The 17,018-nt window shown below is 62.8% G+C and carries 20 protein-coding genes; 3 read left to right on the top strand and 17 right to left on the bottom strand.

Going from position 1 to position 17,018, the window contains the following annotated elements:
* Nucleotides 1–7: 7 nt before the first annotated feature.
* The 5 genes from C8D04_RS02140 to C8D04_RS02120 form a co-directional block, all read right to left on the bottom strand.
* Nucleotides 8–703, bottom strand: a complete 696-nt coding sequence (locus C8D04_RS02140) for an ATP-binding cassette domain-containing protein (RefSeq protein WP_116003391.1) — start codon at nucleotides 701–703, stop codon at nucleotides 8–10.
* A gap of 9 nt (nucleotides 704–712) precedes the next feature.
* A complete protein-coding gene (modB, locus tag C8D04_RS02135) occupies nucleotides 713–1,387 on the bottom strand; it encodes a molybdate ABC transporter permease subunit (RefSeq protein WP_116003390.1) in 675 nt (224 codons plus the stop codon).
* Between the two features lie 38 nt (nucleotides 1,388–1,425).
* Nucleotides 1,426–2,184 (bottom strand): molybdate ABC transporter substrate-binding protein, encoded by a 759-nt coding sequence (gene modA, locus C8D04_RS02130; protein WP_116003389.1) that lies wholly within the window; start codon nucleotides 2,182–2,184, stop codon nucleotides 1,426–1,428.
* Nucleotides 2,185–2,556: 372 nt separating this feature from the next.
* On the bottom strand, nucleotides 2,557–3,000 hold the full coding sequence (locus C8D04_RS02125) for a hypothetical protein (protein WP_116003388.1): 444 nt from the start codon (nucleotides 2,998–3,000) through the stop codon (nucleotides 2,557–2,559).
* 7 nt (nucleotides 3,001–3,007) lie between these two features.
* Nucleotides 3,008–3,229 (bottom strand): hypothetical protein, encoded by a 222-nt coding sequence (locus C8D04_RS02120; RefSeq protein WP_116003387.1) that lies wholly within the window; start codon nucleotides 3,227–3,229, stop codon nucleotides 3,008–3,010.
* Between C8D04_RS02120 and C8D04_RS02115 the strand changes: the two genes are divergently transcribed.
* Entirely contained in the window at nucleotides 3,228–3,446 is a 219-nt protein-coding gene (locus C8D04_RS02115; protein ID WP_116003386.1) for a hypothetical protein, read from the top strand. The genes C8D04_RS02120 and C8D04_RS02115 overlap by 2 nt on opposite strands.
* 310 nt (nucleotides 3,447–3,756) lie before the next feature.
* Here the strand turns inward: C8D04_RS02115 and C8D04_RS18620 are convergent, their stop codons facing one another.
* The gene (locus tag C8D04_RS18620) at nucleotides 3,757–3,900 is read right to left on the bottom strand and encodes a hypothetical protein (RefSeq protein WP_158550272.1); all 144 of its coding nucleotides are present in this window, start codon (nucleotides 3,898–3,900) and stop codon (nucleotides 3,757–3,759) included.
* 64 nt (nucleotides 3,901–3,964) lie between these two features.
* Here C8D04_RS18620 and C8D04_RS02110 point away from each other — a divergent pair, with 64 nt between their 5' ends.
* Together C8D04_RS02110 and C8D04_RS02105 are read left to right on the top strand one after the other, a co-directional pair.
* Entirely contained in the window at nucleotides 3,965–5,641 is a 1,677-nt protein-coding gene (locus tag C8D04_RS02110) for a DUF262 domain-containing protein (RefSeq protein ID WP_116003385.1), read from the top strand.
* A gap of 563 nt (nucleotides 5,642–6,204) precedes the next feature.
* On the top strand, nucleotides 6,205–6,996 hold the full coding sequence (locus C8D04_RS02105) for a DUF2971 domain-containing protein (protein ID WP_116003384.1): 792 nt from the start codon (nucleotides 6,205–6,207) through the stop codon (nucleotides 6,994–6,996).
* A 13-nt stretch (nucleotides 6,997–7,009) separates the two neighbouring features.
* On the opposite strand, the gene C8D04_RS02100 is transcribed toward C8D04_RS02105, so the two are convergent.
* From C8D04_RS02100 to C8D04_RS02050, 11 genes are all read right to left on the bottom strand, one after another.
* Nucleotides 7,010–7,750 (bottom strand): HEPN domain-containing protein, encoded by a 741-nt coding sequence (locus C8D04_RS02100; RefSeq protein WP_207780321.1) that lies wholly within the window; start codon nucleotides 7,748–7,750, stop codon nucleotides 7,010–7,012.
* A gap of 618 nt (nucleotides 7,751–8,368) precedes the next feature.
* Nucleotides 8,369–9,034 (bottom strand): trimeric intracellular cation channel family protein, encoded by a 666-nt coding sequence (locus tag C8D04_RS02095; protein WP_233521081.1) that lies wholly within the window; start codon nucleotides 9,032–9,034, stop codon nucleotides 8,369–8,371.
* Nucleotides 9,031–10,314: a M20 family metallopeptidase gene (locus C8D04_RS02090; RefSeq protein WP_116003382.1), complete on the bottom strand. Its 1,284-nt coding sequence runs from the start codon at nucleotides 10,312–10,314 to the stop codon at nucleotides 9,031–9,033. Before C8D04_RS02090 ends, C8D04_RS02095 begins: the two co-directional genes overlap by 4 nt.
* Before the next feature lie 93 nt (nucleotides 10,315–10,407).
* Nucleotides 10,408–11,874, bottom strand: a complete 1,467-nt coding sequence (locus tag C8D04_RS02085; protein ID WP_116005961.1) for an MFS transporter — start codon at nucleotides 11,872–11,874, stop codon at nucleotides 10,408–10,410.
* A 95-nt stretch (nucleotides 11,875–11,969) separates the two neighbouring features.
* Nucleotides 11,970–12,545 (bottom strand): NADPH-dependent FMN reductase, encoded by a 576-nt coding sequence (locus tag C8D04_RS02080; protein ID WP_116003381.1) that lies wholly within the window; start codon nucleotides 12,543–12,545, stop codon nucleotides 11,970–11,972.
* Nucleotides 12,546–12,738: 193 nt separating this feature from the next.
* A complete protein-coding gene (locus tag C8D04_RS02075; protein ID WP_116003380.1) occupies nucleotides 12,739–12,933 on the bottom strand; it encodes a hypothetical protein in 195 nt (64 codons plus the stop codon).
* Between the two features lie 24 nt (nucleotides 12,934–12,957).
* On the bottom strand, nucleotides 12,958–13,203 hold the full coding sequence (locus tag C8D04_RS02070) for a hypothetical protein (RefSeq protein WP_116003379.1): 246 nt from the start codon (nucleotides 13,201–13,203) through the stop codon (nucleotides 12,958–12,960).
* A 589-nt stretch (nucleotides 13,204–13,792) separates the two neighbouring features.
* The gene (locus C8D04_RS02065) at nucleotides 13,793–15,019 is read right to left on the bottom strand and encodes an NnrS family protein (RefSeq protein ID WP_233521080.1); all 1,227 of its coding nucleotides are present in this window, start codon (nucleotides 15,017–15,019) and stop codon (nucleotides 13,793–13,795) included.
* Nucleotides 15,016–15,882, bottom strand: a complete 867-nt coding sequence (locus C8D04_RS02060; protein WP_116003378.1) for an ATP-binding cassette domain-containing protein — start codon at nucleotides 15,880–15,882, stop codon at nucleotides 15,016–15,018. Before C8D04_RS02060 ends, C8D04_RS02065 begins: the two co-directional genes overlap by 4 nt.
* The gene (locus C8D04_RS02055; RefSeq protein ID WP_116003377.1) at nucleotides 15,879–16,673 is read right to left on the bottom strand and encodes an ABC transporter permease subunit; all 795 of its coding nucleotides are present in this window, start codon (nucleotides 16,671–16,673) and stop codon (nucleotides 15,879–15,881) included. Before C8D04_RS02055 ends, C8D04_RS02060 begins: the two co-directional genes overlap by 4 nt.
* Nucleotides 16,673–17,017, bottom strand: a complete 345-nt coding sequence (locus C8D04_RS02050) for a DUF2149 domain-containing protein (RefSeq protein WP_199563035.1) — start codon at nucleotides 17,015–17,017, stop codon at nucleotides 16,673–16,675. Before C8D04_RS02050 ends, C8D04_RS02055 begins: the two co-directional genes overlap by 1 nt.
* Nucleotide 17,018: the final 1 nt, after the last annotated feature.

The following is a 17,018-nucleotide window of genomic DNA, read 5'->3' as shown; positions in this document are numbered from 1 at the left end:
AAAATTTTTACGCTGCGGATGTTGCCTGCATGCACTCTTGCGATTCGATTTCCCCATTGCGCATGTGTAGCACCTGCCCACCAAACACCTCTACGTCCTGCGGGTCGTGGGTGATGAGCACCATGGGCACCTGCAGGCGGCGCTGCAGGGCGTCGAGTTCGGCGCGCAGGGTAATGCGCAGGACCGGATCGAGTGCGGCAAAGGGCTCGTCGAGCAACAGCGCACGCGGCTGCGCCACCAGCGCGCGGGCCAGGGCCGTGCGCTGGCGCTGGCCGCCCGAGAGTTCGTGCGGCGCCTGGTGCGCCACCTCGCCCAGGTGAAAAGCATCGACCCAGTAGTCCACCGCTGCGCTGTCATGGTCCTGGCGCGGATTGCGCCAGCCGCGCGCCAGGCCAAAGGCAATGTTCTGGCGCACGCTCAGGTGCGGAAACAGCGCGTAGTCCTGGAACAGATAGGCCACGTTGCGCGCCTGCGGTGCCAGGTGGGTACGGGTGCGTGCGTCAAACAAGGTCTGGCCATCAAGCCGCACATGGCCGCTGTCAGGCCGCACCAGCCCGGCAATGGCCTTGAGCAGCAGGCTTTTGCCCGCCCCCGACGGCCCCACCACCACCACGCGCTGGCCTTGCGCACTGAAGCGCGCATTCAACTGGAACACACGCTGGCCCGAGCGCAGGGTTTTGCGGATGTCAATGTCGAGCTGCATGGCTTTGCCTCAGGAGCGGTGCGCAATGCGCCCCGGAGCCAGGCGCCCGGCGCCCAGCAGCACGACGATGCACACCAGCGACGTAATCAGCACCAGCGTGTTGGCCACGGCATCCTGCCCGGCCTGCACGGCTTCGTACACGGCGATCGACAGGGTTTGCGTCTTGCCCGGAATGCTGCCCGCCACCATCAGCGTGGCACCAAACTCGCCTAAAGCGCGCGCAAAACCCAGCAGCACACCGGCCAGAATGCCGCGCCAGGCCAGGGGCAGCGTAATGCGCAGAAAGATACCGATTTCTGAAACACCCAGCACGCGCCCGGCCTCTTCCATCTGGCCGTCAATGGCCTCGAACGCCGCACGCGCCGGTTTGAACACCAGCGGAAACGCCACCACCGTGGCCGCAATCACCGCGCCCTGCAAAGAAAAAATCAGGTTGATGCCCCAGGTGTCCTGCAGCCATTGGCCCAGCCAGCCCTTGCGCCCCAGCAGCACCAACAGGTAGTAGCCCAGCACCGTGGGCGGCATCACCATGGGCAGGGTCAGCACGGTGTCGAGCAGGTCGCGCCCCACAAAGCGCTTGCGCGCCAGCAGGTAGCCCACGCCAATGCCCAGCACCAGGTTGAGCAGCGTGGCCCAGAGCGCCACTTGCAGCGACAGGCTGAGGGCTGACCAGGCGACGTCCATGGTTCAAATCAAAGAAGTGAGAAGGCCAACAACCCGCGTCAGGGCTTGGCAAAGCCGTACTTGCCCACAATGGCTTGGGCCGCTGGCGTGGCCAGGTAGTTGATGAACGCAGTGGCATCCGCCGCGTTGCGGCTGGCCGCCGTCTTGGCGATGGGGTAGAGGATGGCGGTTGCCAGCGGCACCTCAAAGGCCACCTTGACCTTGTCCTTCATGATGGCGGCGTCCGTCGCGTAGACAAACCCGGCATCCACCTCGCCGCGCGCCACGTAGTCGAGCGACTGGCGCACGTTGAGCGTGCCCACGGCCTTGGCCTGCAGGGCGGGCCACAGCTTGGCCGCCTCTAGCGCGCTGTGCGCGTAGCGGCCCACCGGCACGCTGGCCGGATTGGCGATGGCCACGCGGGCAAAGCCGCTGTGGGCCAGGTCGCTCAGCTGGGCGGGCACGGTCTTGGCGTCCATCGGCACGATGAGCACCAGCGTGTTGCGCACAAAATCCTTGCGGTCTGCAGCGTGCACCAAACCCTCTTTTTGCGCCTTGTCCATGGTCTCCTGGTCGGCCGAGGCAAACACATCCACCGGCGCGCCCTTGGCCATCTGCTGCAGCAAGGCGCCCGATGCGCCAAAGTTCAGCAGCACCTTGGTGCCGGGGTGCTGCGCCTCGTAGCTCTGCGCAATGTCCTTGAAAGCATTGGTCAGGCTGGACGCCGCCGACACCACCAAGTCTCCCGCCATCACGGTACCGGCACAACCAGCCAAAAGACAGACAGCAAAGCTGCGTTGGAGGAAAGAGAGGCGCATGGGACGGTGCTCCGCAGTGTGACAAACAGGCGAAGTATACGCTTGGTTATAACGAAAATAACGGCACCGAACCTTGTCTTTGATACACCGCAATACCCTCCCCTTCGTCCCCCTGCGCCGCAACCACAGCACTACGCGCCGTGCGCACGGCAGACCCCGCACGAGCCCCACCCCAAGAACACTCTGGGAGATGACGCAGCGGTCACCAGGGCGCGCCGCCGCTGGCGGGCCATCAGCCGCAGTGCAGTGGGAAATATGGGTCAAATAATCTGCTAACGCTTACTGCATAAGCGCTAGCAGCTATCAATTTAGAATTTTCAGCTCAAAGCCGACCGCACAAGCAGCGGGCACGGCAACGCGCAACCGCTTCGGTCACACCATCAATGCGCGAATGGAGCCGCAAACCGAAAGCAGTTGCGGCGCATCCATGCGGCCGATGATGTTGCGGGCCACAGCCCCCATCACCTGCTGCGCACCCATCAGGCCCACATTGGCGGACTGCTCAATCAGAAAGCCCGCCTTGGCCTTCTTCAGCGAGGCGACGAAATAGCCGTCGAACCCGCTCTTCATCAGCTCGATCACCACGTCCGCCAAAGCGCCCCGGTGGGCAGTGGCATCGGGCGCGCCTTCGATCAATGCCAGCACCGCCAGCGTCTTTTTGCGCAGATCCGCAGAATGGTAGAAGCGCAGAAACGGCTGGGCGGGTTTGGCGGGCGCGGCACGGCGCGGCGTTGGCGGGCGGGCACTTTTTACCGCACCAACGGCTTTGGGCTTTGCGGGCTTTGCCGCAGGCTCAGGGGTTTTCTTCGTCGGCATGCGGCGCTCAGCCTTTCTTGCCGCCCATCACCAGCAAGAGCCCTCCCACCACAATGGCCCCGATGCCAGCCCACAGTGGAATATTGACCGTCTCCTTCTCCTTCGCGGAGATCTCGAACGTGCCAATCTTGACCACCGTGGTGTCTTTGGTATAGCTAAAGCCCCCATAGGCAAGACCAAGGATACCGGCCACGATCAGCGCGAGCGCTACGATTTTGATTGAGTTCATGGTGAAAGACTCCTGCGTTCAGCACCAATACCCTGGCGTCGAGGACGCAAAAGCTGGTGCCATTGCGCCCATTGAAGCACGAACGCTGCCGATTGAGACGGGAACAGGCAAGACCTGCTTGAAGCGCTTCTATGGGATCGATGCGGTAGCCGAGGGAGCGCCGCTGCGGGCGGAATGGCCGTGGCAGGGTATACGGGTAAAAATCGGGGTCAAATAGGGCTGTAGCGCTTATTCAATAAGCGGTAGCAGCTATTGATTTGATAGTTCTACATTTCTGGGAAAGCGCCATCGCCCATATTGCGGGCAAGTCATTGGTGTGCGGGTAAGGTTGGACCCCATACCTGTGGCCCGGCACCGCACGGGAAATAAGTAGGCGCAATAGGCGTCCTATCCCGTACATCACGATTGGGGCAACAACCTGCATCGGCCAGATACAGCTATTCACATTTCACGGGGATACGTCTGGTTCAGGCTGAGCTGCGACATTGGGGCTATCTATGCGAACAGCGCCCCCCCGCGCGAAGCAGTCATTCGAGGACCGCAATCTTGCTCGACCGCAGCACCTCCATCACCGGCCACTCGAATGTCACCGACTGACGCAGGTCGCCAACAGTCTCGATCTCGGCGTCACCGGCAGGCGGCGAATGGAAGGTTGCATAGGCGATACTCATCCGTCTTCTGACATTGATCAGCGACCTCGTACATGCAAAAAAATGATGGCCAAGGGAGGCTCAAGTGATTGCCATTCATCCGCAATACCTTACGTTATCCAAGCTGCTCGCTGGACGTTTATTCCGCATTCCAGAGTATCAACGTGCTTACAGCTGGACGAGCAAGCAGCGGACCGACCTGTTCGGTGACATCGACAAGACGCAGGCAAAGGGCAAGGACGCGGGCCACTTTATGGCCGCGACAGTCTGCCTCCGGCGTGCAAAGCAAGTCTTAGGAACCGATGAGTTTCAGGTGCTTGAGGTAGTTGACGGGCAGCAGCGCCTCACAACGCTAATCATCTTGTTCAAGGCTATCGAGCTGGCTCTCGATCGGGCCGTTGGAGTAGAAGCCAGACTCGCCGATGAGATCGCAGGATTGTTGATCAAGCAGGACGGCGACGAGTTGCTACTTTTGCAGACAAACCACGACAGCAGTCACCACTTTGAGAGGTTTCTACGCGAGGGGACGAGGCCTGACGTCGACACGGCAAAGACTCTAGCGGACCAAGAACTGCTCAAAGCCATATCTGAGTGCATGGCTTACGTTGATGGCTGGAGACGGCGTCAGGCGGACCTTTCGTCGCTGTTGGCGCTTCTTAAGAATCGGCTCCATTTTCTACTTCATGAGATCGACGAGGAGAACGCGGTCTACACGGTGTTCGAAGTGCTGAATAGTCGTGGGTTGGATGTGTCTTGGATCGACCGATTGAAGAGCATATTGATGGGCGCAGCATTCGAGTTGAAGGCCGCCGCGAATAAGACCCTGATCAAGGACCTTCATACAAAGTGGCGCGACATCTACGTGACCATAGGTCTGCGACAGGGCATGAGCACGGAGGCCCTACGATTTGCCGCAACCCTCCGTACGCCAGACATTCCTAGCAGACCGTTGGGTGAAGAAAGTTCAGTAGAGCTGCTGCGTGAGCAGGCCCCAGACGCTAAGGGGATTCGAAACGTTTCTGCCTGGTTGTTAAAGGTAGTGACGGCGCGCGATGCCGTCGCGGCCAATCCAAGAATCAACGCAGTCACTAGGATTTCCCAAGCACGGCTGCTAGCCGTGGCCATTCACTTGCGAAGTGACTTCAGCCCGAAGCAACGTGACGAGCTACTTGCGAAATGGGAGCGCGTGACCTTCCGGATATACGGAATGCTCTCGAACGACGCGCGTACACGGGTAGGTGACTACGTTCGCCTAGCATGGCGAATCATCAATGAGGACCTAGCACCAAAGGAGATTAGTCGAGGACTAGGGGAGATCGGCAGTGACTTCTCGATCTCGGATGCGGTTGATGCAATGCAAGCGAGGAACTGCTACGAAGATTGGGGTGAGGAGTTGAGGTACTTCATGTACCGATATGAGGAGCACCTGTCAGCAAAGAATCGTCAGAAATTCAGTAATGAGCAGTGGGAGCGCATTTGGATGGCAAGTGTTTCGGACTCCATCGAACACATTTGGGCCCAGAGCAAGGCTCCGGAGAAATCGAAGCACCGCCTTGGAAATCTGGTGCTCTTGCCACCTCGATTGAACTCCAGCTTGCAGGATAAGGAGCCAGCGGACAAGGCTGACGACTATAGAAAAACTGGCCTGCTCATCGCTCAGGAGGTCGCTGATGCCATCGGTGCAGGCAAATGGTCGACTAAGGCCGTGGCGGCCAGGGAAGATGCCTTGCTCAAATGGGCGAAGTTGGAGTGGGCTGACTAGTTCTATGGCCGCATTACCTCGAAGAACCGCCGTTCGGACAAGCGTTTGCCGCCGCGTCTAACGACTGCTCAATGCCCGGCTGCGTGAGTACGCCTGCCGGCAACCGCCGGCTGCACTCGCTGCAGAACAGACCTCCGGCGTGGCGGCTTCAGGCTGGATGCGGCCGGTAGAGTTTTGAGGCCCAACGACCGCTGTGTCCGAAAGCCTTCAAACGTAATTTCAATAGTTAGTATCCCGCTGTGGGAACCAAATCGGTCGCTCGGCCAGATGCAGTCGCTGGTGCATCAAAGACAGCTGTGGGCAAAGCAATGACCGAGCGCTCCGCAATCTGAAGGGACATATGGGGCATTTAACTGGGCACCTCGAAGCGTTCGTCCGCAAGAAGTCTGATCCGTCAAGACGTATGACGTTGATCGTATCGCGACGTCCAGCCGTCCCGTGCTAGCTTTTTGAGTTCAGATAGTGCAGCCACCATGGCGCATGGCCCGGCGTTCCGCTGGCGTTGGAAGTGAGACGCCACTTCGATCAAAGCGTGGTTCTGCTAGTCAGGATAATCGGCAGTCATGCACCATCCCGCCGTCACTCGTCTCTACAAGTACACGGCCTTAAACGCGCGCGCGATAGCAGCGCTCGCCACAGAGAAACTCTGGTTCGCCAACCCTAGCACGTTCAACGACCCTTTCGACTGCATGATCCCCAACCACGCAGTTGTTCACTTGGAGCGACTCCAGGGCCGCGCAACCAAGCAACGCGCCACGGCGGCGAGGCCACGTAAAGGCGAGAGTGCCGAGATCGCGCGGTTGATCCGTGGTCTGCACGACAGGGTCCTGAGCGGAGCCAGCGCAAAGGACATCGCTCTGGCGCAGAAGTTCGTCGATGGCCACGGTGCGCTGCAGTCATCCATCAACACCTTCGGCGTGCTCTCCCTGAGTGCCACGCCCAAAAGCATCCTGATGTGGTCCCACTACGGTGCGCAGCATGCGGGCATCTGCCTGGAATTCGAACGCACCGCGACCAACAAACTCGGAACCGATGCGCTGCCGGTGGTGTATTCCCGGCTGCGCGATCCTGACCCCGATCCGGTACTGGCAGTGCCGCCGAACCGCTTTTTCATGAAGTACAGCGGCTGGCGCTACGAACGCGAATGGCGAGTACTCGAAAGCACTGCGGGCCGGCACGATTTCCCGGGACGGCTGCTGTCCGTCATCTGCGGCGCAAAGATGCCCGGGCCGGAGCGGGAGGCCCTGGCGCGCATCGTGGCAGGGCTCAATGCTTCCCGAACCAAGCAGATCACCGTGCGAGTCGCCGCTATGAAACCCACGACGTACGAGCTGGTCATCCGTCCCTACCAGTGACTGCTGCCCGCGATCACGGGGGCGCGCCAGCGGGCGCGGGCGGCTCGACCGGCGACGGTTCGACGCCTGTGAAGCCAAGGAAGACGCCGCGGCCATCTCCGTTGGGGACGTTGCCCGGTCGCATGAATGCCCCATCGCTTGGGCGTGGCGTGATCGTGAAGCTGGATTCCATATGGGTTCCATCCGCGAAGCGCCGAATCGCATAGACGCGCTGCGGAACCATGGCAATGAAGTCTTGCTTGGCGATGCCGGCTGCCACATGGTTGAGGTCCAGCAGGCGTTGGTCCTTCGCCGCCATATGCCGCGTCAAGGTCGATTCCACGGTCTGCCCGTTCACGGTTTGGTGGAACCGCGCATGGATGGTCATCGCCGTCCAGTCCAGTTCGGCCAGGAACTCCCGGTCCGCGATCACCAGGTTGAAACCCGGAGCCAGGTCGTCCAGGTACCGTAGGCGGTAGCTCTTGTGCAGCAGGTCGATGAACTGGGCGTTGATCTGCTGCCCGAGCTGTGGATCGAAGTTCTTCAGGGCGTTGAACTGCGCCGCTTTCAGGTGTCCATGGGAAACATTGCCGCGGAAGGCCAGGATGGCCTTGATGTACTTCTCGATGGCGGTGCTGGCCAGCACCGCTCCCTGCGGCAGGAGGTCCGCCAACAGAAGCACCCTCGCTGCTACGTAGTCCTTGTAGGCCACGTCCAGGAACTCGTTGATCTGCTTCACACGTTCTAGTTGGTGGACAGTTTTCGGTTGTTTCATCATGTGGTCATTGTCAAGGCCCCGTGCCAACGAGCGGTCTAGAATCTTGCGCTCACCCTTCTGGCGCCTGCGACTCCAATCGGTGTGGAGCCGTCTGCTGTTTTAACTAGATCGGCTTCAGGCTGGGTCCAGACATTCGAAACTGAAGCCTGACGGTTTGCGAGCGCCGCATCCGGTCATTCGGCGAGCAAGACTTCAAGCTACCGCTTGACCCTCCAGACCGGTCACTCGATCGATGCCGGTTAGACCAAGTCCTTTGAGCGACGGCTCACGCCGGGAACGAACTGGCGCTCTCGACCCGTTGCAGCCGTTCGCGCAGACGACCGGAGTGACTGCTACGCAGCGGTTGCGGGTACTCGCCAGTGGCAGCTTTGTGGATGTTAAATTTCAACGATTGACTTGCCAGTCAGCGGTCGTTCTGCAATGCCCACTTCTCTGTTCGGGCACAATTTTCAAGCGCGCAGCGTCTTAGTATCCATTGGGTATGTCAAATAGAACGTCTCGGTGCAGCTTCTCTACGCAGTCGGGATCGGCCGCGAGGCCGATGCTGCACGCATTGGTCAGACGGAACGGAGACCTGCTGCCTCACGAAACGACGACCCTGCTGTCTAGCAGGCTCTATTCCGAGCCGTTGTCGTCGTGTCTGGAAGAGTGCGGCAGGTTCCACTTGTAGTGCAGCGATAGATAACGAAGCGCAAAGCACACCACTAAAGCAACCCAGGTTCGACTGCTCGACAACCATCCTAGGTGCTCGCCAAACACCTCGATGCTGGCACCCACCAGCGCAGCCGACGCATAGATCTCACGCTGAAGGATCACCGGCACCCGATTGAGCAGCACGTCACGCACCACGCCGCCGCCCACAGCAGTGACTATGCCCAGCAGAACCGCCACCTCCGCGTTATGGCCAAAAATCATGGCCTTCTGCGCGCCGGTCACGGCAAATAGACCCAGGCCGATGGTGTCGAAGAGGATCACCGGGTGCGCCAGGCGCACGACCAGCGTGTTTGCGGTTATCGTCATCGATGCCGCTGCCATGGCAACGGCGAGGTAGCGCCAATCGGTCAGCCCGGCCGGCGGCACAGCGCCGATGCACAGGTCGCGCAGCACGCCCCCGCCGCAAGCGACCGTGAACGCTATGGCGACGACGCCGAACCAGTCGAGGCCGCGGTCTCTGGCAGCGACGGCACCGCTGATGGCAAAGGCGAACGTGCCCGTCAGATCAAGAGTGGTGAACAGGCGGTGGTCGTTCAGGCCGGCAAGCGCCAATTCGTGGACGTTCATGTGTTCGTTTCAGGCCGTGGCGCCGGGGGGCACAGCCACGCGGCAGCGGCGGTCAGCATGGCCTGCAAGCCGGTCTCGAGCGTCGGGTGGATCTGCGGCGCGAACTTCGGCGAGTGGTTGCTGGGAATCTTGTTGACGGTCTTTTCCTGCTGGGCTTTGGCGTACACCGCTGGGTCGGTGCTGCCGACGAACCAGAACACATAGGGCACGCCCCAAGTGCGGCCGAAGATGCTGAAATCTTCGCTGGCCGACGCTGGGCTGGGCGCCAGTGAGGCGTTCTTGCCAAACTGGTGGCCGAACGCCTGCGCCACCTTTTGTGTCGCGACCAGGTCGTTCTCGGTCAGCGGGTAGCTGTTGATGGTGGTGAACTCGGGCGGCCGCTCGGCACCGGAGGCATCGCACTCGGCGCAGCAAATGCGGTGGATCGACTTGAGCATGTACTCGCGCGTATCCTCGCTGAAGGTGCGCATGTTCAGCTTGATGATGGCGTCGTCCGGGATGATGTTTTCCTTGGTGCCAGCCTGCAGCGAGCCGATCGTGAGCACCGCCGGCTCGGTTGGCGCGATCTCCCGCGAGACGATGGTCTGCAGGCGCAGCGTGGTCGCGGCGGCCATGATGACCGGATCTATTGAGGTTTGCGGCTGTGAACCGTGCGAGCCGCGCCCGAAGAGCTTGATTTTCAGGCTGTCTCCGGCTGACAGCGTGACGCCGGGACGGTAGTTCACGGTGCCGGCCGCACCGACCATCACATGCTGGCCGAGGATGATGTCAGGCTTTGGAAAGCGGTCTTCACCCCAATCGCGCACCATGGCGTTCGCGCCCTCGGCCGTTTCCTCGCCTGGCTGGAACACGATCATCAACGTGCCCTGCCAGGCGGCGCGATGCGTGGACAGGATGCGCGCGGCGCCGATCATCCAGGTCACGTGCATGTCGTGGCCGCAAGAGTGGGCAACGCCGACCTCGACGCCGTCCGCATCGCGTGCCGTCACGGTGCTGGCATACGGCAGCCCTGTGTTCTCGGCCATCGGCAGCGCATCCATGTCCGCGCGCAGCATCACGGTCGGGCCGACGCCGTTCTTCATCACGCAGACCACGCCGGTCACGCCGACGTTGCGCGTCACCTCGTAGCCGAGGCCCTGCATCGCGTCGGCGGCGATCTTCGCGGTGCGGACTTCCTGCATCGACAACTCGGGATGCCGGTGAAGGTCTTTGTAGAGTGCTTCAAGTTCAGTCATCAGGGCGGGTTCGGCGGAGCCGAGAGCTTGGGTGAGGACGTTCATGACAGCTCCAGAAGTGACGAAGCAAGGTTGAAAGATGTCCGGCAGAAAGCGTGCTTGAGGGAATGGTCGGCGCTTGAAATGATGGCTGGGGATTCAGGCTTGCGCCTTCGCTCCCTTGGGCACCGTGAGCATGATCGAGAGGATGGCCATCACGACCATCAGCACGTTGAAGCCCAGCGCAACGATGGCAGCCTCCCGCACGGCCAGGTTGTCCTGGCGGCCACTGAAGGTGATCACCCCCTCAAGCCAGTTCATGCTCGCGCTGTCGCCGCTGAGCGCAGTGAAAATGGCGGCGGAGATCCCCACGCCGAAGGCGGCGCCGAGCGACGAAGCCATCTTGTAGATGCCCGAGCCCGACCCCGTCTGGGCCGCCGGCAGGTTCGAGAGCGCCGCATCGGTCGAGGGGGTGGCGTAGAACGCGAGGCCGACACCGAACAGCGCGTAGCCGACGCTTGCGAGGATCTTGTAGTCCGACAGCAGCAGGTTGGCGGGCGACACCATCAGGATCGCCAGTCCCGTGATCAGGCAGCCCCAGATCATCGGCTTGCGTGGACCGAAGCGCTGTAGCAGCTTCTCGCCCACGCGAATGAAGGCGATGATGGCAATCGCGTAGCCCAGCGTCAGAAAGCCCGCCTGTTGGGCGTTCATGCCGCCGCCGATCTGCACCAGCTGCAGCGACACGATCAGCGTGCCGGCCGTTCCGTTGATCAGGAAGTTGGAAATCGTCGCACCGGTGTAGGTCGCGTTCTTGAACAGGCTGAAATCAAAGAACGCATTCAACGCCTTGTTCTCGATCCGCAAAAACAGCCAGCCGAACACCGCCGTTACCGCCAGCAGCGCCAAGCCCACCGGGCTGGCCCAGCCCAAATTGTTGCCCTGCGTCACCAGCACCTGCAACGCTACCATGGTGACCATGAAAGTCAGCACGCCGGTCAGGTCAAACTTGTACTCACCCGTGGTTTCGGCCTTGCTCTCGGGCGTGCCGTGCATCATCCACAGGCCGAGCACGCTTACAGCGATGGCCACCCAGAAGATCGAGCGCCAGCCGAAGTGCTGCGACATCAAGCCGCCGAAAAGCGCGCACAGGCCTGAACCGCCCCACGAACCGATCGACCACATGCTGATGGCACGCTGGCGCTCGGGGCCGTCCCAAAACGCCTTCACCAGCGCCAGACTGGCCGGCATGATGCAGGCAGCCGACAGGCCTTGCAGCGCACGGCCCAGCAGCATGACAGGTGCGGCCAACCGCCCCTGGGGCGTGATGGCCACCAGCAGCGAGCCGGCGATGCTCAGATAAAAGCCAATGCGAGTGATCTTCAGCCGACCAACACGGTCGGCCAAGCCGCCCATCACCACGATAAAGATGCCCGAAAACAGCGAGGTGATGGCCACCGCGACGTTCATCATGCTCGCATCCATGCCAAGGTCGCGGCCCATGTCGGGCGCGATATTGAGCGTCGTCTGGGCAAACAGCCAGAACGCGATGACGCCCATGATGATGCCGAATAGCAGCCGATCGTTGCCCTTGTATGCCACCTTGGGTTGAACGCTGGTATTCATCTCGTTCTCCATTACGCCTAGACAACTGGGCTTATCTCGACGGCTGCGTTACTGAGAAGCAGCGTCCGATCGGCCACTGCCACCGGCATCGGCGGTCATGCGTCGCGCGGCAGCACCGCCATGACGCGCGCGATGAACTGGTGGAAATCCGACATGTAGTTGCGCAGAAACTCCGCCGTGCTTGCGTTGGTGACGTCGCCATCTTCCGTGATGAGGCCGGGGGTGAAATGGATGTAGGCCTCCGGCGCGTTCATCTGCGGCGCGTTGCAGAAGCCGAGCACGCTGCGCAGGCTCTGCTGGGCCACCGCGGTGCCAATGGCGCCGGGCGATGTGCCAATCACGGCGCAGGGCTTGTGCGTGAAGGAGTTTTTCCCCCATGGCCGACTGGCCCAGTCGATGGCATTCTTCAGGCCGCCGGGGATCGAACGGTTGTATTCCGGCGTGACGAACAGCAGCGCATCGACATCGGCGATGGCCTCCTTGAAGGCGCGTGCCACCGGTGGATAGTCGGCGTCGTAGTCGTAGCTGTAGAGCGGTAGGTCCTTGATCGGTATCTCCGTAAAAACCAGCGCGGGCGGAGCCAGTTTCACCAGCGCCTTGGCGAGCTGACGATTGATGGAGGCCTTGGCGAGGCTGCCGATCAGGTAGCCAACTTTGTGTGTAGTCGTCATACGAACTCCCCTTTCAACATGAGACGTCGATGCGATCGTCCGGCCGGCTGTCGGCGCTCGGATTTCCATGACTGCATTTGCGGAAGCCGGTCCGGTCAAGGCCGACGAATCACAATACGCCTCTTGGCATTTCTGAGCAATACGTTTCTAATAGTTCTGACCGTTGATCAGCCAAGTCAGACACAGCTTGCTATCAGACGAACCTCTCCTTAAGGTCCTCAAGAACAATAGCCGCGAGCACTCCGGCCTCGCGCGCTTTGTTCGCCCTGTGGAAAGCTTCCGCATGGTCCAAGAAGTCGTCGAAAGTGGTAGCCACTACAACATCCTCAAGTCGCCGAAGCAGGCCATGCTCCGCTTCGTCCTTCAGCGAGGAGAGGAGCACGTGCATTTTTTGTACGAGCGCCCAAGGGGCTCAGCCTGCAAGCTCCTTGTTCGTGGTGATTCGCTCGAGTTCGTCGCGGAAGTAGCTCCCCGGAATGGTGGTCAGCGACACCAGGTTCGCAGAGGACGTCATCCACGCTTGCGCGTCCGGGATGAGGCCGGCATCCATCCAATATTCCGGGCCGTAATCCCTTTCGTGCCTGCGCCGGGAGAGAAGGCCCCCGCCGCGCTCAAGCAGTGCGTCGATGCGTTTCGAGAGGTCTGGAGTAAGAGACACGGCTGGCTCCTGGGGACTGACGTAATTGAGACCGCAAAACCTGCGGGATAAACAGGCCGATGCGGGATATTTTGAACACGGCGTCCTCCTGGAAGTCGCTTGCAGCCTAAGTTTGCAGCGGCCTTGCTGTGTAAACGTCCAAGTATAAAAATTCCGTGAAACCCGGCATGCTTGCAGCGGGGAAACTATAGCTTGCGAAGAGGTGAAATCTGGGCGCTCGCAGGGCAAGTTCTGGCTGTGGGAGCGCTGGGTAGCGCATCGCAGACCCCTTTGGAGAGTGATGCTCACCGTCGCCTTCGGGTCGGTACCGCCCATCCAGATGTCGGGGAAGCGGTCGGCGGCACAGCTTCACCAAGGTATCGGGGTACCTACGACCGCAGCACCTCATACAGCCGCCGTTCGCACAAGCGCCGGGTGCAGGATCCAACGGCCGCTTGGTGCCAGTCAGCGTGAGTTTGCCTGTTGGTGGCCACGGGCCGCAACCGCTGCAAAGCAGCCGACCAAACGTCAGGATCAAAAACCGCCGTGGGTCAAAACCAATCAAATTCGCCCCATCGCTCCCGCACCAAACCACCACGCCACTCCCGCCCTACCCCTCGCACCCCCACAATCCATCCGCCCGCACCCGCCACAGCACCGGCGCGATGAACACGCACAGCAATCCAAACGCGGCCACCCAGCACAGCCCGGCCAGCGCCATCCAGGCCACTGAAGAGTCCCCCGCCCACGCCGCCCCTGCGCGCAGCAGCGCGGCCAAGGCGATCAGGCCTGCGCCCCACACACCCCACGCACGCTCATCCATCGCCAGGCCGCAGTGCGCGCGCCCGGCGATGCAGATGACAGCGTAGATGGCCAGGCCCATGGCGCCCACAGTGAGCAGGTGGCGCCCCGCCGTCACGCCTGGGCCACCGGCCAGCAGGGCCCAGCCCATGAGCCCGTAGCCCAGCGCCATGCACAGGTACACGGTGTAGAGCATGAGCGGCCAGCGCCGCAGCAGCGGGCGGCCCACGTGCCAGTCGCCCAGCAGGTTGAACAGGGCGGCGGCACTGGCGCAGGCCAGCCAGCCGGAGGTAGCGCTGCCTTCGTGCACAAACTCGGCCAGGGTGAACAAGGCAATGCACAGCACGGCCAGGTTGCGCCGGGGTGGGCGGGCCAGATACGGCTCGGCGCCGGTGCCTGCCTGGTCGATGGCGCGGTTGACGATGCGCATGGAGATGCGGCTCATGGCGATGACGATGAGCACCATCAGCAGGCCCAGAAAGGCGTGCAGCCAGCGCATGGGGTAGGCGCCGCGCAGCGCATCAAGGTAAAAACCCGCCACCAGCAATACCATGCCTGCCAGCGCCCAGCCAAAGGCGTGGTGGCGCTGGCCTGCGGGCGTGCGCAAGGCGGGCCACAGCAGGGCGATGAGGGTACCCAGCAAGGCGAGCTGCGCCGCACCCGCCACGGCCAGTGCGGGCCACCCGGCCACGCCTGAGAGCCAAAAGCCCGCGCGGCCCAGCAGCCACAGCGCCACCAGTTGGCGCGCCGTGCGCGGGTTGGCACTGGCGGTGGCCGTGAATTCGGGCACCGCAGTCAGCACAAAACCCGCCACCGCCGCCAGGCCAAAGCCCAGCAGCAGCTCATGCGCGTGCCACACCAGCGCGCCGCCTGCCACGGGCGGCGGCGGCAGGCCCAGCGCCAGCACGGCGCTCCACAGGCCGATGAGCAGCACCGCCGAGCCCATGGTGAGCAGAAAGAAGGGGCGCATGGCGCACATCCACACCGGGTGCTGGGGCGACAGCAGGCCGGGCGGGGTCATCACGGGGGCGGTCATCCGCATCGCATCCTCCGCGCGGCGGGGGTGGCGTCGCCCGCCTGCGGCGCCAGTGGCAGGGGCAGCACGCGCGCATCGGGGGGTGGCAGGGTTTCGGCGAATTCATCGGCGCCACAGGCTTTTTCGTCCAGCAGCGCATCGAGCCCGAAGGCCGCACGCACGGCGGGCACGCGCAGCAGCTCGGCGGTGTCGTGGTAGACCATGGCATCGCTGCGCGCCAGCGCGGGCGCGGCAGGCGTGTGCCCGTGCACGATGCGGCCCGGCCCTGCGGCCATGACGAGCACGGTGTCGGCCAGGCGGACGGCCTCCATCAGGTCGTGCGTGATCATCAGCACCGCCGTGCCCATCTCGGCCTGGTGGCGCAGCAGCAGGCGGTGCAGCTGCGCCTTGAGGCCGATGTCCAGCGCGGCGAAGGGCTCGTCCATCAGCAGTAGATCGGGTTCGAGCACCAGGGCGCGCGCCAACGCGGCGCGGCTTTGCATGCCGCCCGAAAGCTGGTGCGGGTAGGCGGCCAGCGCCTCGGCGTCCAGCCCCAGCACGGCGCCCATGGCGTGGGCTTTGGCGCGGGCGTCGGCACGGGCCATGCCCCGTGCGCGCAGGCCCAGGGCGATGTTGTCCATCGTGGTCTGCCAGGGCAGCAGGCGCGGCTGCTGGAACATCAACGCGGGGTTCACAAAGGAGTTGTCCAGCCGACCCTCCTGCAGGTCGAGCAGGCCCGCGCACAGGTGCAGCAGCGTGGTCTTTCCGCAGCCCGAGGGCCCCACCAGCGCCAGCACGCCGCCCGCAGGCAAGGCCAGGCCCACGCAGCCCAGCACTTCGGTCAGCGCGTAGCTGTGGCGCACGTCTTTCAAAACAAGATTCATCGCGGTGCCTCCCGCCAGCGCTCGACTTCGCGCTTGAGCGGTTCCAAAAATCCATACTCGACCACCAGCAGGCAGCCCACCACGGCGGTGATCCAGCCCAGGGTGGTGGCGGTGTCCAGTTGCGAGCGGCTGGCCGCCAACGCGGCGCCCACGCCGTCGGTGCTGGCCAGCAGTTCGGCCATGACGGTCACTTTCCAGGCGCTGCCCAGCGCCGTCACCCAGGCCGGGAACAGGTACGACAGCACATGCGGGCCATACACCTCGCGCAGCGCCATCCAGCGCGGCAGGCGGTAGGCACGCGCCATGTCGCGCAGCTGCAAATCCAGCGTGCGCGTGCCCTGCAGGGCACTGGCAAACACCACCGGAAAGCAGGCGATGAACACGGTGAACACGGGCGTGCCGTCGCTCATGCCGAACCACAGCATGGCCAGCACCAGCCAGGCGATGGGCGGCGTACCCAGCAGCACCGTGACCAACGGGCGCGAAAGGACGGACGCGGTGACCGACAGGCCTGCGGCCAGCCCCAACAGGCTGCCCACCGCAACGGCCAGCGCCAGCCCCATGAGTGCACGCCGTGCGGTGGCGGCCAGCGCGGGCCAGGCACTGCCCTGCTCTACCAGGCCCCACAGCGCGGCAAAGGCGGTGAGCGGGTCGGGCAGGATGAGTGGGTCGTAGAAAGCAGCCACCGCCTCCCAGGCGGCCAGCAGCAAAAACAGGCTGGCGCACGCACCCCAGCCGCTCCACAAGTAGCCGGGCAGCCCCCGCAAAACACGCGCCAGCAGCCGCAGCATTACTGCACCACCCCTGCCGCTGCAGACTGCTCTGCACCTGCTTCGGGCACATACACCATGGAGCCATCTTTGAGGCGATAGGCCACGCCCGCCTTGTTGCCCTGGCCTTCGCCAATCTCGCCGCTGGCCTTGTAGCGCTCGATCTTCTGGCCGTCCTTGATCACGACTTCCATGTTGGGCTTGCCGGGGTTCTTGATGACGGTGACCGATTCGGTGCTGAACGGGTTCACCGGGTTGTTGGCCACCGCCAGCAGCAGCGCAGCGATGATGACCAGGAACACGTCGATCAGGTTCACCACCGACTGGATGGGGTCGTCGGCCTCCATGTCGTCCATCAAACGCAGC

It is taken from the genome of Simplicispira sp. 125 (assembly GCF_003096555.1).
Lineage (GTDB): Bacteria > Pseudomonadota > Gammaproteobacteria > Burkholderiales > Burkholderiaceae_C > Simplicispira.
The sequence above is the reverse complement of the archived record's forward strand: the minus strand, read 5'-3'. Positions and strand labels throughout refer to the sequence as shown.